Here is a 23,105-nt window from a genome sequence, read left to right as displayed (position 1 = left end):
CGACTACGGGGCAGTGACGGCGGGTCGACTGACCGCCCGGCCGAATGACCGCCCTGCGGGTGTTCCACAGGGACCCTGAGGACGGCCGAGGGCCCACCGGTGGGGAGAACCGGTGGGCCCAGGGCGGTCAGCGGTGGTGCTTCAGTTGGTGGCCGGCGCCGTCAGGTCGTAGACCGTGGCACTGCCGACGGTCCTGGCGGTGTAGTGGGCGGCCACCCAGGCGGCGATCTGGTTGGACTGCGAGTTCGAACCGCCGCGCACGAGGCCGCCGTTGAAGCGGGAGCTCTCGCCGGCGCCGTCGCCCGCGCTCCTGCCCCCGCCCGCTGCGCCCATGCCGCCGCCCTCGCCGGAGCCGATGAAGTAGTGGATCCTGCCCTCCTTCACGTACTGCTGGAAGGCCGCCAGACTCAGCGAGGGATCGGTGCCGTTGAAGCCGCCGAGGGCCATCACCGGCTTTCCGGTGGCGAGTTGGTAGCTGGCCTGGTTCTGCGAACCGACGGTGGCCGCGACCCAGGTGTACGAGCCGGCGTTCTGCTTGAGCAGATCGGCGAGCTGGCTGCTGACCCGGGCGCCGTTGAGCAGCCCGCCCATTGCGCCGCCCATTGCGCCGCCGGGGAAACCGCCGCCCATGCCGCCCGGGAAGCCGCTGCGTCCGAACTCCCGCCAGGCTCCGGCAGTGCCGCCCTGACCGCCCTGACCGCGCTGTCCGCCCTGGTCGTGCTGCCCGGGCGCACCGCCGAAGCCGCCGGGGAAGCCGCCCGGGAAACCGCCGCCCGGGAAGGCGCCGTTCTGGCCGCCTGCCCGGCCCCCGCGCTGTCCACCGGGAGGGCCGCCCGGGAAACCGTGCCCGCCGCGTCCGAAGCCGTCGCCGCTCGCCACCCGGGGCCCGGCGGTCACGATCGAGCCGGTGTGCGCGGTCGACACGGTGTCCAGTGCGTACGCCGTCGGCCCGCCGAGGGCGGTGGCCAGCCCGGCCAGGCCGGCCACCGCGGCCACCCGCCCGGCCAGTCGGCCCGCAAGCAGCAGTGCGGCCGCCGCCAGCAGACCGCCGACCAGGACGGCCCACCGCAGCCACGGCAGGAACGACGAGCTGCGTCCCAGCAGTACGTAGGACCACACCGCCGTCCCGGCCGTCACCACGGCCAGCAGCGCCGCGTACGGCAGCTGCTTGCGGGCTCGCCACAGCCCGTCCACGCCCATGCCGACCAGTGCGGCGACGGCCGGGGAGAGGGCGACGGTGTAGTACTGGTGGAAGATCCCGGACATGAAGCTGAAGACCAGTCCGGTACAGACCAGCCAGCTGCCCCAGACCAGGAAGGCGGTCCGGGCACCGTCGGTGCGGGGGCGGCGCCGGGTCGCCCAGAGGCCGAGCGCCAGCAGCACCAGGGCGGCCGGGATCAGCCAGGCGATCTGGCCGCCGATGTCGGTGCCGAAGAGCCGGGTGATGCCGGTGGTGCCCCAGTGGCCGGTCGCGCCGCCTCCTCCGCCGCCCGCCGGGCCGCCACCGCCGACGCTGCCGGTCTCGTTGCCGGTCAGTCGGCCAAGGCCGTTGTAGCCGAGCGCGACCGAGATGAAGCTGTTGTCCTGCGAGCCGCCGATGTACGGCCGGGAGGAAGCCGGAACCAGCGCGACGATCGCGACCCACCAGCCGGCCGAGAGCACCAACGCCAGCCCGCTGAGCAGCAGTTGGCGCACCCTGCGCCAGAGGCCGGCCGGCGCGGCCACCAGGTGGATCAGCGCGAAGGCGGGCAGGACCAGGAAGGCCGCCAGCGTCTTGGTGAGGAAGGCGAAGCCGAACATCGTCCCGGTGAAGACCAGCCACCGGGTGCTCGCGGTCTCGGTGGCCCGCACCAGCCCGTACGCGGCGAGCGAGAGCAGCAGCACCAGCAGCGCGTCAGGGTTGTTGAAGCGGAACATCAGCGCGGCGACCGGGGTGAGCGCCATCGCCGCACCCGCGACCAGGCCGCCCAGCGGCGAGAAGCGCCGGCGCACCGTCGCGTACACCGTGGCGACCGTGGCCACCGCCATCAGCGCCTGCGGGGCGAGGATGCTGAAGGAGCCCAGCCCGAAGACGCGGGCCGAGAGCTCCATCGGCCACAGGAACATCGGGGGCTTGTCGACGGTGATGAAGTTCGCGGCGTCCGAGGAGCCGTAGAAGAACGCCTTCCAGCTCTGGGTGCCCGCCTGGACGGCGGCCGAGTAGAAGGAGTTGGCCCAGCCGGAGACCGAGATGTTCCACAGGTAGAGCACGGCGGTCGCCGCCAGCAGGGCGAGCAGCGCGGGCCGGGCCCAGCGGGGGTCGTCCGGGCGGCCGCGCCAGGCCCGGGCGGGCAGGGTCCGCAGCCGGCCGCCCCAGGACGCCGGGCCCTTGGGGCCGTGGGCGGGCAACTCGACCGGGGGGAAGAGCAGTTGTTCGGCTGCGACGCTCGTACCGCTCGACGGGGGCTCCGGCGGCGGGTAGTTCGCAGCCTCGGGCCACGGTTCGTCGGTCGGAGGAGCGGAACTGGTCGAGGTCATGGCACCACGCTCGGGGCCGTCACTGAGATTCTCATGAGCCCCAGCTATGAGCGTGGTGTGATCTCGCCCGGGCCGGACGGCCGGGGATCGCGATCGTCCTCCGGGCTGGTGCGAGCCCACCGGCCGGCAGTGTGGGGATGGCCGTGCGGTGCCGGCGCCGAAGGGCCGGTTACGCGGACTTCGCGGGCTGCGGCGGGGTGATCCGCTTGCCCAGCCACTCCAGCGCGGGCGGGATCTCGCGGGTCCAGGTGTGGAAGTTGTGGCCGCCGCTGTTCAGGGTGATGGTGGACATCGCGGTCGGGGCCTTGAACGCGGCGACCATCTTCTGGGTCGCGGCGTAGTTCTCCTCGTTGGGGCTGGTCGCCAGCAGCAGCGAGACGGGCTCGGCGGGCTTGTTCTTCAGCCGCCACAGCAGGTCGTTCTCCCGCTTGAGCTCGGCGCTGCCGCCGAACAGGTCACCGGTGGTGGGGTCGTTGGAGACGCTGTAGTAGGCGGAGTACGAGGCGGCCGCCCGGTACGCGTCGGGCTTGCGCAGCGCGAACTTCAGCGCGCAGTACCCGCCGGTGGAGTCACCCATCGCCGCGCGCGCGTCGGGCCGGTCAAGCACCCGGTAGTCGGTGGCCATCGCCTTCGGCAGGTCCTCGGTGAAGAAGGTCTCGACCTTGGGCCCGCCGGGGATGTCCATGCACTCGGTGTCGCGGTTTCCGGACAGCGTCGGCTGCATCATCACCAGTACGGTGGGCGGCAGTTGCTTGGCCTCGATCGCCTTGAGGGTGGAGGCCGGGTACTGCAGCAGGCTGATCAGCTTCTCGGCCGAGCCCGGGTAACCGGAGAGCACCAGTGCCATCGGGAACCGCTGCCCGGCGTACTCCGGCTGGAAGTACTGCGGCGGCAGGTAGACGTACGCCTTGCCGGCCATGCCCGAGGCCGCGCCCTGGATCCGGACCTGCTGGATCAGACCGGAGCGGTCCTTGGCCGAGCCCTGCGAGGAGTACATCTTCTGCTCGCCGGTCACCGAGATCGCCTTGCCGCCCGGCTTGTGGTCGACCACCGTACCGGGGGCGCCGTCCAGACCGAGCAGGTCGCTCCAGGTGCTGTAGAAGCCGAAGTACGAGTTGGCCACCAGCGCGAGCGCGGCCAGCACCGCGACCTGGGCCACGAGGAAGGCGCCGATCCTGCCCAGCCAGGCCCGCCAACTCCGCCCGCTCAGTCGGGGCCAGAGCCACAACGTGGCGGCGAAGACGGCGATCGCCATGACGATGGCGATGATCTGCAGTGGAAGTCCGGTCAGGCTGGGCACCCGCCGATGGTAATTGACCTCTCCACGGGCCCTCGGGCGGCCCCCTGTCCGGAGGCCCGGTGGGCCGCGCCGACCGGTCGGTCCGAGGGCGTGAGGCCGTACGGCTCGCCGGGCGTGAGGTCGTACGGCCTGACGGCGACGGACTGCGGTGCCCGGGCCCGCGCGGTGCCGACGCCGCGGTCAGCCGATCGGTGGACCGCCTCAGCCGTCCGGTTGGCCGGCCGGTTCAGCCGCGGTCCCATGGGATCGGCTGATGCGCGGCCTGCCGCGGTGTTGCGACGCTGGAGGCCGTCCAGCCGGCAAGGAGAAGGCCACCATGAACATCCGCACACCGCGACCCGCAGCGACGGCCGACGAAGCTCTGGACCACCCACGCAGCCTGGCGGCGTTTCGCACGGTGAAGCGCCTGATCGGCGGCTACGCCGCGATCAGCGTGCTCACCCTCGGAGCCGTCTACCTGCTCCGCCACGACACCGGGCTGGTGAACCAGACGGTCTGGATCCGGGGCGGGATCGTCGCCCTCACCTCCCTGCTGATGCTCGCCTTCGCCGTCGGCGCCTCCCGCGGCCGCCGCCGGGCGTACCTCCGGCTGCGGATCGCCTCGGGCGTCATGACGGTGGCCATCGCGGTCCTCGTCTCGCTGCCCGGCTTCCTGCCACTGTGGATGAGGGTCGAGCAGGGCGTCTGCGGGCTGCTGCTGGCGGGTGTCATCGCGGTCGCGAACGGCAAGCACCTGCGCACGCTGTTCGCGACCAGGTAGCCCGCGTCGGTTGAGACCGGCCTGACATCAGTGTGACTGAGCCGAGTCGGCGGCACCGCCACCTCCCCCCGCGACCACCACCGTCTCGCCTCCCGGGTCGGACCGGCGTCCGCCCGGCCCGTCGAGGTCGAGGGGCGGATCGGTCCGGGAACCGGCCCGGGAATCCAGCATGGAACCGGCCCTTACGCACGGTCCGGTCGACGTCTAGGTTCGGAGCCCAGGGGACCGGCGGAGGGAGACGGGCGTGAAACGCGTCGCTGCCAATGGACTTGGTGCCACGGATGTCGCTCGCCGGACGCGCGGCTCGCGCCGTCCGGGACCGTCCGGCCGTCCCCGCCCAGCCCGCATCCCGCGGACGACGACGGAGGAGACCGCCCGATGATCGTGATCGCCCACCTCAGCGACACCCACATCGACACCGGCCGGCGCAGTGTCAGGCGCACCCGGGCCGTCATGGACTACCTCGAAGACCTCCCCCACGACCTGGACGCGGTCCTGGTCACCGGAGACATCACCGACCATGCCCTGCCCGCCGAGTACGAGCAGGCCCGCAGCCTTCTCACCTCACGACACCCGGTCCTGATCTGCCCCGGCAACCACGACCGGCGCGCCGAGTTCCGGGAACACCTGCTGGGGCAGCCGGGATCGACGGCACCGATCAACCAGGTGCACCGCGCCGCGGACTTCGTCATCGCGCTGTGCGACTCCACGGTGCCGGAGAAGGACGAGGGCTTCCTGGCGGACGAGACGCTGGCCTGGCTGGCGGACACCCTGGCCCGGACCCCGTCCCAGCTGCCGGTACTGGTCGGCTTCCACCACCCGCCCACCCGGTTGCACGTCCCCTTCGTCGACGGGATCCGCCAGTTCGGAGCCGAGCGGCTCGCCGAGCTCGCGGACCGCCATCCCAACCTCGCGGCCTTCCTGTGCGGCCACGCCCACACGGCGGCGGCGACCACCTTCGCCGGCCGCCCGGTGCTGGTGGCCCCCGGAGTCGTCTCCACCCTGCGCCTCCCCTGGGAACGGCACGCCCATCCCCGGGATCACGTCCACCTGGACCAGCCGCCCGCGCTCGCCTTCCACGTCCTCGACGACGAGGGGCGGCTGACCACCCACTTCCGGAACGTCCATGACCGGCAGCTCGACGACTGACCGATCGACTTCCCGCCGCTCACACGGGACTTGTTCGTCTACATTGTCCGGGGGAGCCGCAATCCGGGGAGGGGACGCGGGTGAGCAGTCCGGTGCCGCGCTGGTCCGCGGCGACGAACGTCGTGCCGTACGTGCTGCTCGCGGTCCTGGTCGCCTTCACGGTGGTCGGCAAACGCTCGGAGGGCGAGTCGCCGCTCATCGATCTGGCCCTGTGCGCGCTGGCCGGGGCGTGGATGTTGTGGGTCCACACGCTGCATCCCGCCTGGCGTGAGCGCGAGTCGGTGATGGCGGTGTTCTTCACCGTGCTGATCGCGACCATGGCGGTCCTGGTCCTCAGGGACTCGTGGTTCGGGTTCTTCGCACCCGCGGGGTACCTGTACGCGTTCAGGGTGCTGCGCTGGCCGTGGCAGCAGGCCGGGGTCGCCGCAGTGGCGCTGGTGGCGGCCGCGGCGCAGGCGCACGGCCTGGACAAGACCACACTCTTCGGCCTGGCCTGTTACGTCGCCATCATCGCCGCGAACGTCCTGCCGATGTGCGGCTTCGCCTGGTTCGCCCGGCGCAGCGCCCAGCAGAACGCCGAGCGCGAACGGGCACTCGCGCAGGTACGCGAGGCGAACCGCAGGCTGGAGGCGACACTGGCGGAGAACGCGGCCCTGCACGAGCAGTTGCTGGCGCGGGCCAGGGAGGCCGGGGTGCATGCCGAGCGGCAGCGGATGGCACGTGAGATCCACGACACCCTGGCGCAGGGGCTCATCGGCATCGTCACCCAGCTGCACGCGGCCGAGCACGCCGGCGACGACCCGGCGGGCTGGCGCAGGCATGTCGCGGCCGCGACCGGGCTGGCCAGGGAGAGCCTGTCCGAGGCACGGCGGTCGGTGAACGAGCTGCGTCCCGAACCGCTGCGGACGGCGCGGCTGGGCGAGGCGCTGGCGGCTGTGGCCGAGCGCTGGTCCGCGCTGCACGGGATTGCGGTCCAGGCCACCACGACCGGCACGGTGCGGTCGGTGCGGCCGGAGGCGGAGGTCGCCCTGCTCAGGTGTGCCCAGGAGGCGCTGGCCAACGTGGCCAAGCACGCGCGGGCGACCAGGGTGGGGGTGACGCTGTCGTACCTGGAGCAGGAGGTGGCGCTGGACGTGCGCGACGACGGTGAGGGGTTCGAGGGGGCCCGGCTCGGTGAAGGTGCCGCCGACAGTGCGGATGCGGATCGCGGCGGGTTCGGCCTGGTCGCGATGCGGCAGCGGATCGAGGGACTGTCGGGGACGCTGCAGGTCGAGTCGGAACCGGGAGCCGGCACGGGCATCTCGGCCCGCGTCCCCGCCGAGCCCGCGGAGGTCCACGGATGAGCGGAGATCCATGCACGAGTGGAGTGGAGGCGTACACATGAGCCGCCCCGGCAGTGTGATCAGGCTGCTGATCGTCGACGACCATCCGGTGGTCAGGGACGGCCTGAGCAGCATGTTCGAGCGCGATCCGGAGTTCGAGGTGCTCGGCCAGGCCGCCGACGGGGCGGAGGCGGTCAGGCTCGCCGAGGAACTGCGGCCGGACGTGGTCCTGATGGACCTGCGGATGCCCGTGATGGACGGGGTCGGCGCGACAAGGGAGTTGGCCGCGCGGGGGAGCGGCGCGCGCGTGCTGGTGCTGACCACGTACGACACCGACAGCCATGTGCTCCCCGCGATCGAGGCGGGCGCCACCGGCTACCTGCTCAAGGACGCTCCCCGTGACGACCTCCTGCGGGCGGTCCGGTCGGCGGCCAGGGGCGACGCGGTGCTCGCGCCGGCGGTGGCCGCCCTGCTGATGGGCCGGGTGCGCACCCCGGTGAGCGCTCCGCAACGCACCCCTGACCCGGGGCCGCTCAGCCAGCGGGAGCTCGAAGTCCTCCGGCTGGTCGCGGCCGGGGCCACCAACCGGGAGGCCGCGGCCAGGCTGTTCATCACCGAGGCCACCATCAAGTCCCACCTGCTGAACATCTACGGCAAGCTCGGTGTGGGCGACCGCGCCGCCGCCGTGACCGAGGCGTTCAACCGGGGCCTGCTCCTTCCGCAGACCCCGGAGCAGCCCTGAGCCAGCCGGCTCGTACGAGCTGTCACGGCCGGCGTTCGGCTGGGTAGGTGACCGCTCGCAGGTACGCGTCGGCGAAGAGCTCGCAGGTCTGTTCGAGTGAGGGGAGCTCGTCGCCGAGTGCGGGGGCGAGGACGGGCCGCATCAGGATGTGGGTGACCAGCGGACCGAGCAGGAGCTGGATCATCACCGGCAGCGGCAGCGGCCGCATTCGGCCGGCCGCCACGTGGGGCAGCAGCAGCCGGCCGAGGCTGTCGGCCAGGCGCGGGAAGTTGGTCGCCATCATCCGCGCGGCGGGGCCGTCGGGCCGGCTGAAGATGTCCGCGAACACGGCGGGGAGCACGCGCGGTTCGTGGTTGAACGCCGCGACGAACGTCCGGTGAAGCGCCCGCACGGTGTCGTCGAGGTGTTCCGGCGGGTCGGCCGCCAGGGCCTCCAAGTCCGGTAGCGGGCCGTGGAGTTCGAAGACGGCGGCGAACAGGCCGTCCCGGCCGTCGAAGACGGTGTGCAGGCTGGGCAGCGAGCATTCGGCCCGGTCTGCGACGGCGTCCAGCGTCACTGCGCCGAGGCCGCGTTCGGCGACCAGTTGTGCGGCGGCCGCGATCGCGCGGTCGCGCACCGGCGGCCGCCCGCCGGGGTCGACTCCCGCCTGTCGCACCGCCTCGTCCAGCGCGGCCCGGGAGCCGCCGAGCCGGCGCAGCAGCGTGCTGCGTGAGATGCCGGCCGCCGCCGCGATCGCCGTCAGCGGGACGTCCGCGACGTCCTGCTGACGGTCCTTTGCCGCCGCCAGGGCCGCTGCCACCAGATCCTGCATGTGGAACATCGTACTACTTGACACCTGACACCGTTCCATAGACTCTATATGTAGGAGTTCCAAGCGGATGAGGGGAGCGTCCCATGAGCGTCGTCATCTCCGGTGGTGGGCCGGCCGGCATGATGCTGGGCCTGCTGTTCGCCCGGGCCGGAATCGAGGTGACCGTGCTGGAGAAGCACGGCGACTTCCTGCGAGACTTCCGCGGTGACACCGTCCATGCCTCCACCGTGCGGCTGATGGACGAGCTGGGCCTGGGCGAGAAGTTCGCCGCACTGCCGCAGAGCCGGCTCGGCAACATGGAGTTGCCGACGGCCGGCGGCGGCCTGGTGCAGGTGACCGACTTCGAGGGCCTGCCCGCGCCGTACAACTACATCTCGATGATCCCGCAGTGGGACCTGCTCAACTTCCTCGTCGAGGAGGCCCGGCAGGAGCCCTCGTTCACGCTGCGGATGAACACCGAGGCCACCGGACTGATCCGAGAGGGCGGGAAGACCGTCGGCGTCCGCTACCGCACCCGGGACGGCGAGGAGGGCGAGATCCGCGCCGACCTGACCGTCGCCTCAGACGGCCGGCACTCCGTGCTGCGCCAGGACGCGGGCCTGGTGCCCGAGGAGTTCCCGGTCCCGTTCGACACCTGGTGGTTCCGGCTGCCCCGGCACGAATCCGAGCAGACCGTCCCGCCCAACCTGCTCATGGCCTTCGAGCCCGGCGAACTGGCGCTGAGCCTCACCAGGACCGACTTCTTCCAGATCGCCTACTTCGCCGCGAAGGGCTCCGACGCCCGCCTGCGCTCCGAGGGCGTCGAGGCCTTCCGCGAGCGGATCGCCCGCCTGCTGCCCCGGTACGCCGACCGGGTCGACCACCTGCGGACCATGGACGACCTCCACCTCCTCGACGTCAAGCTCAACCGGCTGCACCGCTGGTACACCGACGGGCTGCTGTTCATCGGCGACGCCGCCCACGCGATGTCCCCGGCCGGCGGGGTGGGCATCAACCTCGCCATCCAGGACGCGGTGGCGGCCGCCACCCTGCTCGCCGAACCGCTGCGGCGGGGCCGCGTGACCACCGCTGACCTGGCCGAGGTCCAGCGCCGGCGCTGGCGGCCGGTGGTCATCATGCAGCGCATGCAGCGCGTTCTGCAGGACGCGATGTTCACGGCGACCCTCACCGGCCGACGGGTCGGTCCGCCCCCGCAGCTCGTCCTGGCCGCCAAGTACGTACCCGGGTTCCGCCAGCTCCCGTCCCGCCTGATCGCCCTCGGCCCGCGCCCCGAGCACGCCCCCGCCTTCGCCCGCCGCCCCCCGGCCCCGGTGGCACTTCGGTAGGCGGCCCGCCGGGGAGCGCGGCGGGGACCTCGGCCCGGTCCGTCGACCTCACTGCCGGCCACTCTCCTCTTGAAGAGCACGCCGTGGTGAGGTTTTCCGGACATGGTCGCAACCTCGGGGGGTGTCGCACGTCTGGTGGGTTGAAGGCGCCCTTCAGCTGTTGTTCCAGACCTGTTTCCATCACTTCCTCGGGAGGATCCCATGTCTTCGCACGCCAAGGTGAACCACCGCCCCCGCCTCCGGGGCCTGGGTCTCGCCACCGGTGTCGCGCTGCTGCTGGGCGGCGGGTTCGCTGCGCAGGCCGTCGCCGACACCGGCGCGAAGCCGGCCGTCACGCCGAAGGTCACCACGACCGGGGACGCGGCCCCGCAGACCGCGTCGAAGCCCGGCGTCTCGGAGCCCGGCGGCGCTCCGAAGGTCGTCGACGCGGGCAAGTCGGCCGGTGGTCCGAAGGTCGTCGACGCGGGCAAGTCGGCCGGTGCTCCGAAGGTCGTCGACGCGGGCAGGACCGGCGCCGGGTCCGCCCCGGCCGAGAACGCGCCCCGGGTGATCCAGCCGGGCAGCGGACTCCAGAAGTAGCAGTAGCGGCAGAACCACGGGGCGGGCCGGCCTCTCGACAGGCCCGCCCGCCCCTCCCGCAACGAATCGAGGCCCATGCAGTACGCCATTCCCGCAGCGCCGCCCTGGTGGTCCCGTCTGCTCTCCCGCATGTCCCGGACCGAGGATGTGCCGGTACGGGAACGCCGTCTACGGGCACTCGGTACGCCGTGCGACGACGAGTCGCCGCCCACGCTGACCGAGCTGTACCGGGCACGGCGACTCGACATGGTGCGGCTCGCCCTCTTCCTGGTGGACGATCTGCACACCGCCGAGGACGTCGTCCAGGACGCCTTCGCCGCCGTCTGTCGCACGCATGGCACCTCGCTGGACGGGCTCCAGGACCCCTGGGCCTATCTGCACACCGCCGTGGTCAACGCGGCCCGCTCCGTGCTGCGCAGACGTCGCACCGCCCGTGCCTACACCCCGCCCCACCAGGGCTACGGGCCGCCCGTCGACGAGGGGCTGCTGCTCGCCGAGGAGCACCGTCAAGTTCTCGATTCGCTGGCACAGTTGACACAGCGCCAGCGAGAGGTGCTGGTGCTGCGCTACTGGCTGGAGCTGACCGAGGTGCAGATCGCGCAGACGCTGGGGCTGTCGCGCGGCACGGTGAAGTCCACCGCGAGCCGCGCGCTGGACGTCCTGGAGAAGAAGCTGGGGGCGGCCCGATGAATCCGGATGCCGAAGACCGCCGACCTGCGACCGAGGACCGGCTGCGCGCCGCGCTGGCCGCCCGCGCCGCGCTCGTCACGCACCACGACCTGCGCCACGACGCGCCCCCGCAGGGACGCAGTTGGGGAGTGCACCGGGCGCGCAGGGTCGCACTGGCCGCGCTCGGTGTGGCTGCTGCCGTGGTGGCCGTGTGCCTGCTGGTCCTGCTGCCCGGCAGCCCGCTGGACCCGGCTCCGGCGCCGCCCGCCGGCACCCCGGGCATCACCGAACCGCCGCCGTCCGCACCTCCGCGCCCGGCCAGTCCGTCCGCTGCGGATCCCAGTGTGATCGGCCAGCCGTAGATCATGTCCGGATCGCGGCCGGTGCGGCATACTCGCCCGCCGGTCGGTGCTTTTGGCGCGCACTCCCGTTGCAGCTCCCTCCTCTTCCGGAACGACAATGTCAGGAAGCGGGGCCAGGCGATACCGGCGGTCACAACTGATCGCACTGGCCAGGGTGTCCCGGACGTCAGGCCAAGCCGCAACCGGCCTGGGCTTGGGATCGGCGATGCCCGCTGGCCGGCGGCGGCTTGGCCGTGAGGTCAGGCGTTGCCGAACTCGCCCGCCTTCACGCCTGTGAGGAAGGCGGCGAAGGCGTCGGCGGTGAAGACCAGGGCGGGTCCGTCGGGGTCCTTCGAGTCGCGGACGGGCACGAGGCTGGCGAACCCGGACGCGATCTCGACGCACTGCCCACCTTGGCCGCTGTATGAACTCTTGTGCCAGGAGGCACCTGAAAGGTCAATGTGCATGGTCCTCAAATTCCTTCCGTACAGCGTGGATCAGGTCGACCGATGCAGCCTGGGACAAGGCTTCGACCTGTAGTCGATCGTAATTCCTGGACCAGTCCGAAACCGTGTCGGCGTCCCGCTCCAGGAACCCCCGGTGCAGGGTTTCTGTGTACCCGAGGATCGTCCGGTTGGACAGGGTGAGCAGTGTGATCGCATGGGTGAAGGGCCTGGACTCGCCGAGACTGATCGGCGCTACTTGAAGGATCACGTTCGGTCTCTCGGACAACCGCTCCAGGTGCTTGAGTTGGCCAACCATAGTGTCTTGTCCTCCAATCGGACGCCGGATAGCCCACTCGTCCACGACGGCCTGAACCAGCGGAGGGGGTGTCCTCTCGATTCGCTCCTGCCGAGCCAGCAGGAAGCTCACGCGTTCGTCCGCCTGCTGTTGGCTGACCTCACCACGCTTGACCGGCGCTGCCTCGTAAGCGGCTGCATATTCGACTGTCTGGAGAAGGCCAGGGATCACGTCGAGTTCGAACAGGCGCATCGACCGGGCCTTCGCCTCCTCCGCCGCGAAGGCGGGAAAGCCCTCGATCAGTGCGGTGTGGTGCATCTGCCACCACATCAGCTCCAGGGTTCCGCCGGTCTCAAGCACATCGTCCGCCCGGGTGGCGAAGGCGTGTGTGGGATTACGTGTAGCTCTTTCGACGCACGACACGAAGCTGTCGCTAAACCTGATGAGCTCCCCGAAATCCACCTGTGAAAGCCCCTTGGCCTCCCTCGACCTGCGGAGCTGTGTCCCGAACGCCGCCGCCGGCGATGACGAAGGGTCGAGTGTCGTACGGCGCATGCCCGCTCACCCTTTCGGTTTCGAGTCCTACCTGGGTCAAGTGTCAAGTACGGAAGACTTCCAATCGTAGCTACGAAGCGCAACGCTTGAGCACAGAACGTGAGATTGGACCCCAATCCCGATTGATCGGAGTGCCCCATGCCTGCCGACAGCTGTCCGACTGCCGAGTGTTGGCCAGATCAACCATCCGTCCTGAGGCGGCTGTTGGCGGCGCGGCGTGAAGAGGCGGATGCCGCCGAGGCCGTCCTCCTGGAAGCGCTGCGGTTGGCCGGGATCGTGCTGCCCTCGGTGGGAGTGGACCGTGCGGCCGGCCGTCGTAGCGGGTTCTATCTGGTGGATCTCGGCAGTGCCCGGCCCGACGTGGTCGCTCAACTCGCGGCGGTGATCCGGCTCGGAGTCGAGGCTCGGTCGGCGAAGCCGGTCGGGGCGACCGCATGACCATGGAAGGGGCACGGGCCTGTCCCGTGCAAGAGTGCGACGGTCAGGTCGAGTTGTCCGCCCAGGCAGTCGATGGCGTGTGGGATTGGCGCTGCCTCGGCTGCGGGGCCTTCGGTTACACGCTCCCGCCTGGCTACGCGGCGGCGCATCCTGGCGAGCAGTTCCTGCAACTGGTCGGCCGCCGAGTGAACGCCAGCGCGAAGCCCGTTTCGTGAACCGCGAGTTGATGTCCGTCGCGCTGCTGGCGCGGCGCGTACCCCTGCCCTGCACGTTCCCGACGACGGAGACCCCTGTATGACGTACCGTCCCACCGCCTTCATGAACACGGACTACGGAGCGTGGGCGGATCACCCGGAGCCGGCCGCCCCGGACCGAATCGCAGCAACCGGCAAGCGGATCAGTCCGCCCGTCACGCCGTCGCAGCCAGGTGACCAGTACTCCCGGATCCGGATGGGGTGTCAGGCCCTGATCATCAACCCCCAGGGCCTCGTGCTGCTCGTCAACTCGGATCGCAGGGAAGGCTGGAGCCTGCCCGGCGGCACCGCTCGCGACGACGAGTTGCCGCACCTCGCCGCCACCCGTGCCGTACGCGCGGAGACCGGGCTTGACCTGCACTTCAGCGACGCCCTCATCGTGGACATCACGCCCCACCCGTACGAACCCCGGGGCGTCGACCACGTCTTCACGGCGCAGGTCACCGCCCGGACCGCAGCCACCGCGACCATTCCGGCGAGGGCGCTCGCCGAGGTCGGTGAAATCGCCTGGGTCGAGCCGGACTCCATTCCCGACCGGTGCACCGAGGAGCGGACCCGTCGCATCTGGTCCGCCCTGCTGCGTCTCACCGATCCGTTCGCACCCGTGTACCACGTCGACGGCCGTCCGATCGGCGTCTGACCCGGAACGTCGGGCGGGACTCGGAGCCGGCCCTCGTCGTCTCTCAGGGAGACCGGAACAGTTCGTCCAGGTGGTGGTTGAGGATCGCCAGTGCGGCCTCGCCGGTGCGCTGGTAACCCAACACGCTTGAGCCCAGGCCGTTGACCATGGCCAGCAGTCCGGCCGCGGTCATCTCGGGGTCCCGGTCGGGGGCGATCTCCCCGGCCTGCTGGGCCGCGCGGAGTTGCTTGGCGAGGAAGCCCTCGAGCAAGTCGGGCTGGGATGTGCCGTGCTTCCCCACCAGTTCGGGATCGTTGAGGACCAGGGTGTAGTAGGCGGCGTAGGTCCTGGTGATCCGGCGGCTCTCCGGGTCGGTCGGCAGGATGCTCGACAGGATCGCAGTCACGATGCTGCGCGGTGTGGGCGGGGAGCCCGCTGCTCTGATCCAGCTCTCCATGCGGGCCTGGAGCTGGGTGCCGAGCCTGGCCAGCGCGTCCAGCAGAAGCGCCTGCTTGGTGGTGAAGTAGTACTGCACCAGCCGCAGCGAGACGCCGGCTTCGGCGGCGACCGCCCGCATGCTGGCCGACTGCAGGCCCTGGGTGTCGGCGATGCGCAGCAGCGCCTCGGCGATCTGCCTTCTGCGCTCCTCGTGATCCACCCGCACGGTCATGACGCGACCTCTCTCTCCTGGTACACCCGTATCATGCCGTGATACACATGTATCATGAGAATCAGCGAGTTCAGGAACGGCCAGGCCAGGGACCGGTTCCGCGCCGCCTACGAGCGGACCCTGGAGGAACTGTGGCCGGGGCCACGGACGGCGCTCGACATCACGACCGCCTTCGGGACCACCCGCGTCTACCGGACCGGGCCGCAGGGCGGCGAGCCGATCGTGCTGCTGCCCGGCTCGGGCGGAAATGCTCTGATGTGGCATCGGTACATCGACGTGCTGGCTCGGCGCCGTCCGGTCATCGCCGTCGACACGGTCGGCGAGCCGGGCGCCAGCGTGCAGACCGCCCCGATCGGTGACGGCCGGGACGGCGCTGCCTGGCTGGACGAAGTCCTGGCCGCACTGGAGGTGCCGGCCGCCCATGTCGTCGGCTGCTCCTACGGCGGCTGGCTGGCGCTCAACCACCAGATCCACCGGCCCGGCCGGACTGCCGGCCTCACCCTGGTGGATCCGGCGGGCTTCGCCGATTTTGGCCCCCGGTTCTACGCCTGGCTGATCGCCGGCGGGCTCGCCGCAGCCGCGCCGCGTCCACTCCGTCCCCGCCTGGCCCGCCTGGTCGGCAACAGCGCCATCCTGGAGAGCGAACTCATGGGCCTGATGCGCGCGTCGATGGGATTCCGTCGTGCACTCCCGGTGCCCCTGGTCTTCTCCGACGAAGAACTGCGCCGCCTGCGCGTCCCATCGCTGTTCCTGCTCGGGGAACGCAGCGCCATGCACGACTCGCGCGAGGTCGCCGACCGCCTCGGCAGGCTCGTGCCCTCCGCCCGGGTGGAGATCGTGCCCGGCGCGGGCCACGCGCTGCCAACTGACCAGCCGGCCTTGGTGGCTGAGCGCATCCTCAACGTCGCCGGGCGGTAGCCCTGCTTGCTGGACCGGCTCCGGGCCATCGGCTCTCCGCACGGCCGAGACGGATCCAGGACGCGCTCCGGGACCCGGCACTACGGGTGCAGCCGGAGCCTGATCGCCGTGCGGGTGACGGTGCCACGGAACACGTGGGCGCGCTTCTCGTATCGGGCGGCCACCACCGTTCCTGAAGACTGAGCGGGAGTGAGTTCTGTTGCCAGAACCCATGCTCAGCCGGGGTCGAGCGGCTGGTGGAGGTGGTGCGGGAGGTCGGAGCCCGGGCCGCTCGCGGGGTAGCTGCACCGGTTCGGGTCGAGCGCAGCGGTCCGGCCGACCGCAGCCAGCAGTTCGAGCGGCAGCTCCTTGTCCCACTGGCCGATGGTGAGCGCGAGCCAATGGCCGCGATCGCGGAACTGCCACGCCTGCATGCTCACCGCCTGCTGGCTGAGGGAGTCGATCGGCTCGGGCACCGCCTCCCCCTCGTAGCCGGCCGTCAGATATGACCACAGGTCGACAACGAGCGGATCGCCCCAGCGCGTCGTGAACACTGTGGTCAGGGCGTCGAGATGGGCCTGCATCTCCGTGTCGGCCTCGTGCAAGGCACGGCCGTCGTCGTCATCCCAGAAGTCCCGGCTGACCCGCAGGACGCGTACCCGGTGGCCCGGGCCGCCATGGCCGGTGACGTCGTCGTAGCTCGTCTCCGGAAAGGGCTGTGCGAGCAACTCGTCGATCAACGAGAGGTACTCCTCGAGAGCCGCAGTCGAGAACGCTCCGGACTCAGCAGTGGTCATGGGCGCAGCCTACGGGGCCGCACGGACAACCGATCCTGGACCTGCGCACCGAAGCCGATCGGCTGGACAGGCCCTTGCGGCGCAGGCAGACCCCGCACACGCGCGTCCGCCGCCGCGGATCCGACCGGGAGGACCGCCCCGGCGCCCGAACGAAAACCGGCTCCAACTCCGGCTGCCAGTCTTCGACTTCAGACGCCCCACCATGGCGAGCAGAGCGAACCGAGCCAGCTCGAGACGAGGCTTCTGACTGATGTACAAGCTTTCGCGAGAGCTCGGCGCTGACCCCCGTGCGCCCTTGACGGGTATACATCACGCCGCTTGGAATCGCTATCAAGTCCGTAGCCGAACGAAAGAGGTGACGACGTGTCCGTCAAGCGCATACTCGCGCTGCTCTCCGCCGCGTTCACGGTGCTGGCAATGGCCGTGCTGCTTCCCGCGGCCGCCGCCAACGCGGCCTCCTGTGCAGCGCCGTGGAACCCGGCCACCGCGTACAGCGGCGGGTCCCCGGCCTCGTACGCCGGCCACAACTGGTCCGCGAAGTGGTGGACGCAGAACGAGACCCCGGGCGGTTCCTCCGGAGTCTGGGCCGACCAGGGGGGCTGCGGCGGCCAGGGTGGTCCGACCGCGCCGCCCAAGGACGGCTGCAACTACCCGGACTGGGTCGCCGGGCAGTACTACCAGGCCGGCTCGATCGTCCGGTACACCAACGGCGGTTTCTACCGGGCCACTCACGACAACCCCGGCTACGACCCGGTGATCAGCACCTGGTACTGGGAGCCGTACGCCTGCGGCCCCAGCCAGCCGCCCGGCCCGGGCCAGTTCCCGGTCAGTGAGGCCCAGTTCAACCAGATGTTCCCGAACCGGAACTCCTTCTACAGCTACTCCGGGTTGACCGCCGCGCTCGGCGCCTACCCGGCCTTCGCCGCCACCGGCAGCGACACCGTCCGCAAGCAGGAGGCCGCCGCCTTCCTCGCCAACGTCAGCCACGAGACCGGCGGGCTGGTCTACGTCGTCGAGCAGAACACCGCCAACTACCCGCACTACTGCGACGCCAACCAGCCCTACGGCTGCCCGGCAGGACAGGCCGCCTACTACGGGCGCGGACCGCTCCAGCTCAGCTGGAACTTCAACTACAAGGCCGCCGGCGATGCTCTCGGCATCGACCTGCTGCACGACCCCAACCTGGTGCAGAACGACTCCGCCGTCTCCTGGAAGACCGCGCTCTGGTACTGGAACACCCAGCGGGGCCCCGGCACCATGACGCCGCACGACGCCATCGTCAACGGTCGCGGCTTCGGCGAGACCATCCGCAGCATCAACGGCTCGATCGAGTGCAACGGCGGCAACCCCGCCCAGGTGCAGAGCCGGATCAACGCGTACCAGAGCTTCACCCGGATCCTCGGCATCGACCCCGGCTCGAACCTGGGTTGCTGACGATCAGTCATTGAGTCAACCCGTCGACTCCCGGATCGCCAGGGCGAGGCGGTCGGGGTGAACGGACCGGCGAGGCCGGCGCGAACATGGTCGTCGAGCGCTCCGAGTCGTGTTCGTCCGGCTCGCCGGTCCCGGGTCGACCCGAGTCGGATGTGCTGATGGGAAGCCGTCCGGGGGCGACCAGTTGTCGACGGCAAAGCGCTGGTGCAGGCCGGCGTCAAGGCCGGGGGTGGGTGTGCCCGCGCGGGTCGTGCGCTGTGGCGTCGGCGGGTGTGCGGGGCGGGAAGGAATCGGATCGTTTACGCACGATGTCGTGCGGATCTGATCTCTTGAGCATTGCTTGAGCAACGGTTTACCTTTGCTGACTACTTGTCAGTAGCATGCCGGTGCAGGCAAGTTCTGCCTTCCCTACCCTCGTAACGAAGGTGATCACCAGCTTGTCCATACGTACCTTCGCGCTGCCCGCGCTCGCCGCAACCGCGTTGTTCACGCTCTGCGGCTGCAATCCGACCACGCCGGCGGACCGGTCGACCGATGCCGCGGCCACGGCCGCCGAGGCCGCGTCCGCCCCGATCGCCCAGACCGCTTCGAGCCAGGTGACCGGCCTGGACTCCACTGGCGCCTCGAAGGTGGTGCTGGCGACTTCGGCTGCGGAGACCTCTACGGCCGGCCAGGCCACCACCGGCTCGCCGAACGTCGCGCTGGCCAGCCCGTCCCCGTCCGGAGCGCCCGCCGCGGTCGGCACTCCCGACCTGAAGCTGGACTCCTACGACCAGCGGACCGGTGAGGCCGTTCTCGCCGTCGCCGACAAGCCCGCGGCCGCACTCGGCCACAGCGCCTCGGCGTCAGCCCCGGCCTCGGCGTCAGCCCCGGCCTCCGCGTCCGCGTCGACATCCGCGCCCGCCTCGGCCAAGGCCGCGGCCCCGGCCTCCGCGTCCGCCTCGGCCAAGGCCACCGCGGCCGCCGCCGTGGCCGGTGTCCGTGCCGGTCAGCTGATCGACAGTCCGCCGTCCGCGGCCGCGCCGCGCGGTGCGCTGGTCGCGATCACCGACGTGCGGCCGGCCGACGACGGGAAGGTGGCGGTCAGTACCCGCCCGGCCACCATCTCCGAACTGCTCGGCGAGTCCACCGCCAAGCTCCGCAGTGCCCTCGACTCGCACAACATCCAGGTCCAGCCGCTGGTCAAGGACCTCAAGGTCTCCTTCGACGCGCACCCCGGCGGCGGGAGCGGCTCCGTCTCGACGGGGCTGCAGCTGAACGCGAACACCACCGTCCCGCTGCCGCACGGAGCTTCGGTCGGCCTCTCCGGCTCGCTCGAACTCGACCCGACCGTCGACTTCTCCTACCAGGGCGGCCGCGGGATCCTCGGCCCCCAGCAGGCCCGAGTCGGATTCGAGCTCGGCGCGCACGCCAACTGGCACGTCAACGCCGGACTCACCGCATCCGCCACCCCGATCCGGATCCCGGTGGCCAAGCTCCACGCCAGCCCCGTGCTGATGGTCGGACAGCTGCCGGTCGTGGTGAACCTGGACCTCACCCTCGCCGCGCAGATCAGTGCGGACGGCAGTGTCACCGTCGACGTCGAGCAGGACCTCGCCGGTAGCTGGGGCGTCCACGCCGACTACACCAAGGGGAGCGGCTGGACCAAGGCCACCGACCCCGGCACCACCACCATCTCCCCGGTCCGGGCCAAGCTCGCCGGCAACGCCTCGGTGCGCACCGGCCTGGTCGCCGAAGCGTCGGTCGCCCTCTACGACACCGTGGGTGTGAAGGCCACCATCGAGCCGTACCTGAAGACCACGCTGGACGGTTCGGTCGCCATCGACACCAGCGGTGCCGCACCGACCGTCAACGGGAAGTTCGGTCTTTACGGCGGGATCGACATCAACGGCGCCCTGATGGCGCGCATCGCCATCCTCGGCACCCCGATCCTGGAGAAGGACCTGCCGCTCCCGGTCTTCCACCGCGAATGGCCGATCGTGGTGCGCGGTGTCGGAAACGGCGCCGCCGGCAGCCCTGACGACGCCAAGGGTGGCACCATCAAGAAGAACTGACGTTCAGTCGGTTCAAGCCTGTCCGGGGATCGGTGATCAGGACGATCCCCGGACGGGCCGGAGCAAGGGGCCCCGGCGGTCCGGCGGCGGAGCCCGCGTACCGTCAGGCCGAGAGCGGATGCCGCGAGGCGGCGCCCGCCGTGCGCGCCTGGTGCCTGCCGAGCATGGCCGCCGCGACGCTCGTCGAGGAGCGCATGACTCCGGCGAGGAAGCGGGTCCGCCGCACCTGGAGTGCGTGCAGTGCCGGGCCGTGGTCCAGGATGACGAAGAGGGTGGCGGCCAGCAGCAGGAGGCGCCAGCCGAGTATCGCGACCGGCCGCAGGGCTGCGGGCAGTTCCTCGATCGAGTGGCGAAGGCGCCTGCAGTGGAAGGGGATGTGGCGCCGTTCGTCGGCCAGGATCCTGGCGGTGACCTCGCGGGTGAGCGGGTCCGCGACCCGGTCGCGGACGGTCCGGTAGTACTCGACGGCGACCAGCTCGGCGATCATCAGGACCATCAACTCCAGGCGCATTCCCAGCAGTCGGCGGAACCGCACGAAGATCCGGTCGCTCCAGTGGCCTTCCAGGGTGGCGACGCCACCGGCCGCCAGCAGGCGGGCCAGCTGGCGCCCGTGGTTCTGCTCCTCCGCGACGAACAGGCGGACCGCGGTCGCGTAGGTGTCGTCCCCGGCCTGGTCGGCCTTGCTGATCAGGTTCCGGCCGTCCCCGTCCTCGCCGACCTGGAAGCGCTGCAGGCTGCGCCAGACGGCGGCCGGCAGGGTCGCCCCCTGCGACCAGTCAGGGTCCCCGGCCCTGGCCCGGCGCTCCTTCTCGGCTTCGAACTCCGCCACCCAGTCGGCGAATCCGTCCGTACTCATTTCTTCCCCCTGTGTGTCGGCCGTCGAATGAAGGACGCCCGTCCGTACGGACCGGCCGGGACTCGCCCCGCCGGTCCGGGCGGCGTGCGGACACACCGGTCCCCAAGGCGGGTACGCAGCGGAAACGGCGCGCCGCCGCGGCGTCCTCGACACACCGTAACCTAACATTGAACGCGTTCAAATCCGTGGCCGGTCGACGCGCGGCGGACCCCGTACGGGCTCTGACCTGAGGCCGCGAGTCCGGGAGGACATCGACCACCCCGCCCCGGACGAAGCGGCCGCCTGCACCCCGCTGCCGCCGGCCGCCGGAGCGATCCCGCTCAGCCTCGTCGCGACCGCCCTCCCGACCCAAGCGCTGCTCCGCACCCGCCCGGTGCGGGCGGATGCGGAGCGGGCAGCAGCGGCCCCCGGGGGAGTGCGGCCCGAATCGTCGCCATCCGGTGGCTCAACGGGTGAACTCGTCCACCAGCTTGACGAACTCTTCGGGCTTCTCGAAGAGCGCCACGTGCCCCGCGTCGATCTCGGCGTAGTGGCTGTCCGCGATCGCCGCGTGCAGTGCCCTGCTGTTCTCGACGGGCACGGTGGCGTCCTGGGTGCAGCCGATGACCAGGGTCTTTGCCTGGATGCGGGGCAGCAGGGCGCGGATGTCGACGCGGAGGTCGTAGTCGACGTGGCGCAGGGTGCCCGGGGTGGGCGGCATGTTGGGGATCAGCTGCTCGATCTGCTCGCGGCCGATGGAGTTGAGGAAGTCGCGGCTGAAGCCGGTCATGGTGACGAGCCGTCCGAAGGCCTCGGAGTCGGTCCGCCCCAGCTGCTGCCACAGGGTGAACAGGTTGCGCAGGTACTCGTCGCCGTCGGTGTGGGCCCATCCGGCCACCAGGACCAGCCGCCGTACCAGGTCGGGGCGGAGCGCGGCGACCGCCGCGGTGACCGTGGAGCCCATCGAGAAGCCCAGCAGGTCGACCGGGCCGGTGCCCGCGTTCTCGATGACGGCGATCACCTGGGCCGCCAGGCCCTCCACGGTCAGCGGCGAGCCGTCGTCGGTGGTGCGGTCGGAGCCGGACAGGTCCGGGGTGATGACGGTGCGGTGCCCGGTGAAGGACGGGACGGTCTGGCCCCAGTTCACCGCCGCGCCGCCGGATCCGGTGCCGTGGACCAGGACGAGAGTCGGGCCGGAGCCGGTGCGCTCGTAGTGGACCTGGGCGCCGGCGACGGAAACGGTTGCCATGGTGGTACTCCTCGACTCTCCCGGCCGCTGCCGGGGTGCTGCCCGGCGCTGCCGGGGCCGGGCGTTCGCTCCGGCACCGCCAAGACTTCCGCCGACCGGTCCGGGGCGGGAGAGCTTCGTTGAGCCTGGGATCGGCAGTCCCTGGTTCGGCCCGGGCACGGGTCGGGCAAGATGTCCGGCATGATCATCAACCGTGCTGAGCTGGCCGACTTCCTGCGCTGTTCCCGGGACCGGGTACGCCCGCAGGACGTGGGCCTGCCCTCCGGTCCCCGGCGCCGGACCCCGGGGCTGCGGCGCGAGGAGGTCGCCCAGCTCGCCGGGATGTCGGCCGACTACTACATCCGGCTGGAGCAGGCCCGCGGCCCGCAGCCGTCGCCGCAGATGCTCTCCGCGCTCGCCCGGGCGCTGCGGCTGAACGTGGACGGACGCGACCACCTGTACCTGCTCGCCGGGCACCGCCCGCCCGCCGCCCACGCCGCCGGTGACCACGTCAGCCCCGGCCTGCTGCATCTGCTCGACCAACTCCCCACCACCCCGGCCCAGGTGCTCAGCGACCTCGGCGACGTCCTCGCCCAGAACGCCGTCGCCCAGGCGCTGCTCGGTGGGGTGTGCACGGTGTCCGAGCACGGCCGGAACGTGGTCTGGCGCTGGTTCGGCGACCCCGCCGTCCGCGCCGCGTACCCCGTCGAGGAGCACGACCACTACAGCCGCCTCCATGTGGCCGACCTGCGCGCCGCCACCGGCCGCCGCTCGGGCGACCCGGCCGCCGTCCGGCTGGTGGAGCGGCTGCGCGCCGCCAGCCCCGAGTTCGGGGCCCTGTGGAACCTGCACGAGGTCGCCGTCCGCCGCCACACCCGGATGCGGGTCCTCCACCCCGTGATCGGACCCGTCGACCTCGACTGCCAGGTCCTGCTCGCCCCCGAGGGCGACCAGCGCCTCGTCCTCTACACCCCGCCGCCCGGCACCGACGCGGCCAGCCGCCTCGCCCTCCTCGACGTGGTCGGCACCGAGCGGTTCAGCCCGACCGGCTGAGCCCGGAGGCATCCG

The 23,105-nt window shown here is 71.3% G+C and carries 23 protein-coding genes; 14 read left to right on the top strand and 9 right to left on the bottom strand.

What is annotated here, in order from left to right; translation table 11 throughout:
• Window positions 1-141: 141 nt before the first annotated feature.
• Window positions 142-2,517: a glycosyltransferase family 39 protein gene (locus tag ABD369_RS12770; protein WP_344636452.1), complete on the bottom strand. Its 2,376-nt coding sequence runs from the start codon at window positions 2,515-2,517 to the stop codon at window positions 142-144.
• 169 nt (window positions 2,518-2,686) lie between these two features.
• Window positions 2,687-3,817, bottom strand: a complete 1,131-nt coding sequence (locus ABD369_RS12765; protein WP_344636451.1) for an alpha/beta hydrolase — start codon at window positions 3,815-3,817, stop codon at window positions 2,687-2,689.
• A 316-nt stretch (window positions 3,818-4,133) separates the two neighbouring features.
• On the opposite strand from ABD369_RS12765, the gene ABD369_RS12760 reads away from it, so the two are divergent.
• The 4 genes from ABD369_RS12760 to ABD369_RS12745 all read left to right on the top strand — a co-directional run bounded on the left by ABD369_RS12760 (window position 4,134) and on the right by ABD369_RS12745 (window position 7,790).
• Window positions 4,134-4,577: a hypothetical protein gene (locus tag ABD369_RS12760; RefSeq protein WP_344636450.1), complete on the top strand. Its 444-nt coding sequence runs from the start codon at window positions 4,134-4,136 to the stop codon at window positions 4,575-4,577.
• A gap of 378 nt (window positions 4,578-4,955) precedes the next feature.
• Window positions 4,956-5,726, top strand: coding sequence for a metallophosphoesterase (locus tag ABD369_RS12755; protein ID WP_344636449.1), 771 nt, complete (start codon window positions 4,956-4,958; stop codon window positions 5,724-5,726).
• A gap of 80 nt (window positions 5,727-5,806) precedes the next feature.
• The gene (locus ABD369_RS12750) at window positions 5,807-7,069 is read left to right on the top strand and encodes a sensor histidine kinase (protein ID WP_344636448.1); all 1,263 of its coding nucleotides are present in this window, start codon (window positions 5,807-5,809) and stop codon (window positions 7,067-7,069) included.
• A gap of 37 nt (window positions 7,070-7,106) precedes the next feature.
• Window positions 7,107-7,790, top strand: coding sequence for a response regulator transcription factor (locus ABD369_RS12745; RefSeq protein ID WP_344636447.1), 684 nt, complete (start codon window positions 7,107-7,109; stop codon window positions 7,788-7,790).
• A gap of 22 nt (window positions 7,791-7,812) precedes the next feature.
• Here ABD369_RS12745 and ABD369_RS12740 read toward each other — a convergent pair whose 3' ends face one another.
• Entirely contained in the window at window positions 7,813-8,601 is a 789-nt protein-coding gene (locus ABD369_RS12740; RefSeq protein WP_344636446.1) for a TetR/AcrR family transcriptional regulator, read from the bottom strand.
• Window positions 8,602-8,684: 83 nt separating this feature from the next.
• Between ABD369_RS12740 and ABD369_RS12735 the strand changes: the two genes are divergently transcribed.
• From ABD369_RS12735 to ABD369_RS12720, 4 genes are all read left to right on the top strand, one after another.
• The gene (locus ABD369_RS12735; RefSeq protein WP_344636445.1) at window positions 8,685-9,926 is read left to right on the top strand and encodes an FAD-dependent oxidoreductase; all 1,242 of its coding nucleotides are present in this window, start codon (window positions 8,685-8,687) and stop codon (window positions 9,924-9,926) included.
• A 201-nt stretch (window positions 9,927-10,127) separates the two neighbouring features.
• Window positions 10,128-10,505, top strand: coding sequence for a hypothetical protein (locus ABD369_RS12730; protein ID WP_344636444.1), 378 nt, complete (start codon window positions 10,128-10,130; stop codon window positions 10,503-10,505).
• A 129-nt stretch (window positions 10,506-10,634) separates the two neighbouring features.
• Window positions 10,635-11,195 carry an RNA polymerase sigma factor gene (locus ABD369_RS12725; RefSeq protein WP_344636443.1) on the top strand — a complete coding sequence of 187 codons (561 nt, stop codon included), beginning with the start codon at window positions 10,635-10,637 and terminating at the stop codon, window positions 11,193-11,195.
• Complete coding sequence (locus ABD369_RS12720; protein ID WP_344636442.1) at window positions 11,192-11,536, top strand: hypothetical protein; 345 nt, start codon at window positions 11,192-11,194, stop codon at window positions 11,534-11,536. The genes ABD369_RS12725 and ABD369_RS12720 overlap by 4 nt, the downstream gene beginning before the upstream one ends.
• 239 nt (window positions 11,537-11,775) lie before the next feature.
• Here the strand turns inward: ABD369_RS12720 and ABD369_RS12715 are convergent, their stop codons facing one another.
• Both ABD369_RS12715 and ABD369_RS12710 read right to left on the bottom strand, forming a co-directional pair.
• Complete coding sequence (locus ABD369_RS12715) at window positions 11,776-11,982, bottom strand: DUF397 domain-containing protein (RefSeq protein ID WP_344636441.1); 207 nt, start codon at window positions 11,980-11,982, stop codon at window positions 11,776-11,778.
• Entirely contained in the window at window positions 11,972-12,811 is an 840-nt protein-coding gene (locus ABD369_RS12710; protein WP_344636440.1) for a helix-turn-helix domain-containing protein, read from the bottom strand. The genes ABD369_RS12715 and ABD369_RS12710 overlap by 11 nt, the downstream gene beginning before the upstream one ends.
• Window positions 12,812-13,015: 204 nt before the next feature.
• Between ABD369_RS12710 and ABD369_RS12705 the strand changes: the two genes are divergently transcribed.
• Window positions 13,016-13,249 carry a hypothetical protein gene (locus tag ABD369_RS12705; RefSeq protein WP_344636439.1) on the top strand — a complete coding sequence of 78 codons (234 nt, stop codon included), beginning with the start codon at window positions 13,016-13,018 and terminating at the stop codon, window positions 13,247-13,249.
• Window positions 13,250-13,543: 294 nt separating this feature from the next.
• Window positions 13,544-14,143, top strand: coding sequence for an NUDIX domain-containing protein (locus tag ABD369_RS12700; protein WP_344636438.1), 600 nt, complete (start codon window positions 13,544-13,546; stop codon window positions 14,141-14,143).
• A 43-nt stretch (window positions 14,144-14,186) separates the two neighbouring features.
• Here ABD369_RS12700 and ABD369_RS12695 read toward each other — a convergent pair whose 3' ends face one another.
• The gene (locus ABD369_RS12695; RefSeq protein ID WP_344636556.1) at window positions 14,187-14,786 is read right to left on the bottom strand and encodes a TetR/AcrR family transcriptional regulator; all 600 of its coding nucleotides are present in this window, start codon (window positions 14,784-14,786) and stop codon (window positions 14,187-14,189) included.
• A gap of 60 nt (window positions 14,787-14,846) precedes the next feature.
• On the opposite strand from ABD369_RS12695, the gene ABD369_RS12690 reads away from it, so the two are divergent.
• Window positions 14,847-15,710: an alpha/beta fold hydrolase gene (locus ABD369_RS12690; RefSeq protein ID WP_344636437.1), complete on the top strand. Its 864-nt coding sequence runs from the start codon at window positions 14,847-14,849 to the stop codon at window positions 15,708-15,710.
• A gap of 215 nt (window positions 15,711-15,925) precedes the next feature.
• Here the strand turns inward: ABD369_RS12690 and ABD369_RS12685 are convergent, their stop codons facing one another.
• Window positions 15,926-16,486, bottom strand: coding sequence for a hypothetical protein (locus ABD369_RS12685; RefSeq protein ID WP_344636436.1), 561 nt, complete (start codon window positions 16,484-16,486; stop codon window positions 15,926-15,928).
• A gap of 363 nt (window positions 16,487-16,849) precedes the next feature.
• Between ABD369_RS12685 and ABD369_RS12680 the strand changes: the two genes are divergently transcribed.
• Window positions 16,850-17,920, top strand: coding sequence for a glycoside hydrolase family 19 protein (locus ABD369_RS12680; RefSeq protein WP_344636435.1), 1,071 nt, complete (start codon window positions 16,850-16,852; stop codon window positions 17,918-17,920).
• Between the two features lie 437 nt (window positions 17,921-18,357).
• On the top strand, window positions 18,358-19,974 hold the full coding sequence (locus ABD369_RS12675; protein WP_344636434.1) for a hypothetical protein: 1,617 nt from the start codon (window positions 18,358-18,360) through the stop codon (window positions 19,972-19,974).
• Between the two features lie 103 nt (window positions 19,975-20,077).
• Here the strand turns inward: ABD369_RS12675 and ABD369_RS12670 are convergent, their stop codons facing one another.
• Window positions 20,078-20,830: a ferritin-like domain-containing protein gene (locus tag ABD369_RS12670; RefSeq protein WP_344636433.1), complete on the bottom strand. Its 753-nt coding sequence runs from the start codon at window positions 20,828-20,830 to the stop codon at window positions 20,078-20,080.
• 445 nt (window positions 20,831-21,275) lie between these two features.
• Entirely contained in the window at window positions 21,276-22,058 is a 783-nt protein-coding gene (locus tag ABD369_RS12665) for an alpha/beta fold hydrolase (protein ID WP_344636432.1), read from the bottom strand.
• A 171-nt stretch (window positions 22,059-22,229) separates the two neighbouring features.
• Here ABD369_RS12665 and ABD369_RS12660 point away from each other — a divergent pair, with 171 nt between their 5' ends.
• Entirely contained in the window at window positions 22,230-23,090 is an 861-nt protein-coding gene (locus ABD369_RS12660) for a helix-turn-helix domain-containing protein (RefSeq protein ID WP_344636431.1), read from the top strand.
• Window positions 23,091-23,105 lie beyond the last annotated feature (15 nt).

Origin of the sequence: Kitasatospora cystarginea (assembly GCF_039533515.1) — a bacterium.
Lineage (GTDB): Bacteria > Actinomycetota > Actinomycetes > Streptomycetales > Streptomycetaceae > Kitasatospora > Kitasatospora cystarginea.
Note: the sequence above shows the minus strand (reverse complement) of the source record. Positions and strands in the feature narration are given on the sequence as shown.

Coding starts and splice junctions, on each gene's coding strand:
- ABD369_RS12755 (WP_344636449.1), top strand. CDS start 4,956: ATGATCGTGATCGCCCACCTCAGCGACACCCACATCGACACCGGCCGG.
- ABD369_RS12665 (WP_344636432.1), bottom strand. CDS start 22,058: ATGGCAACCGTTTCCGTCGCCGGCGCCCAGGTCCACTACGAGCGCACC.
- ABD369_RS12735 (WP_344636445.1), top strand. CDS start 8,685: ATGAGCGTCGTCATCTCCGGTGGTGGGCCGGCCGGCATGATGCTGGGC.
- ABD369_RS12670 (WP_344636433.1), bottom strand. CDS start 20,830: ATGAGTACGGACGGATTCGCCGACTGGGTGGCGGAGTTCGAAGCCGAG.
- ABD369_RS12690 (WP_344636437.1), top strand. CDS start 14,847: ATGAGAATCAGCGAGTTCAGGAACGGCCAGGCCAGGGACCGGTTCCGC.
- ABD369_RS12685 (WP_344636436.1), bottom strand. CDS start 16,486: ATGACCACTGCTGAGTCCGGAGCGTTCTCGACTGCGGCTCTCGAGGAG.
- ABD369_RS12730 (WP_344636444.1), top strand. CDS start 10,128: ATGTCTTCGCACGCCAAGGTGAACCACCGCCCCCGCCTCCGGGGCCTG.
- ABD369_RS12725 (WP_344636443.1), top strand. CDS start 10,635: ATGTCCCGGACCGAGGATGTGCCGGTACGGGAACGCCGTCTACGGGCA.
- ABD369_RS12760 (WP_344636450.1), top strand. CDS start 4,134: ATGAACATCCGCACACCGCGACCCGCAGCGACGGCCGACGAAGCTCTG.
- ABD369_RS12745 (WP_344636447.1), top strand. CDS start 7,107: ATGAGCCGCCCCGGCAGTGTGATCAGGCTGCTGATCGTCGACGACCAT.
- ABD369_RS12700 (WP_344636438.1), top strand. CDS start 13,544: ATGACGTACCGTCCCACCGCCTTCATGAACACGGACTACGGAGCGTGG.
- ABD369_RS12740 (WP_344636446.1), bottom strand. CDS start 8,601: ATGCAGGATCTGGTGGCAGCGGCCCTGGCGGCGGCAAAGGACCGTCAG.
- ABD369_RS12710 (WP_344636440.1), bottom strand. CDS start 12,811: ATGCGCCGTACGACACTCGACCCTTCGTCATCGCCGGCGGCGGCGTTC.
- ABD369_RS12770 (WP_344636452.1), bottom strand. CDS start 2,517: ATGACCTCGACCAGTTCCGCTCCTCCGACCGACGAACCGTGGCCCGAG.
- ABD369_RS12660 (WP_344636431.1), top strand. CDS start 22,230: ATGTCCGGCATGATCATCAACCGTGCTGAGCTGGCCGACTTCCTGCGC.
- ABD369_RS12715 (WP_344636441.1), bottom strand. CDS start 11,982: ATGCACATTGACCTTTCAGGTGCCTCCTGGCACAAGAGTTCATACAGC.
- ABD369_RS12720 (WP_344636442.1), top strand. CDS start 11,192: ATGAATCCGGATGCCGAAGACCGCCGACCTGCGACCGAGGACCGGCTG.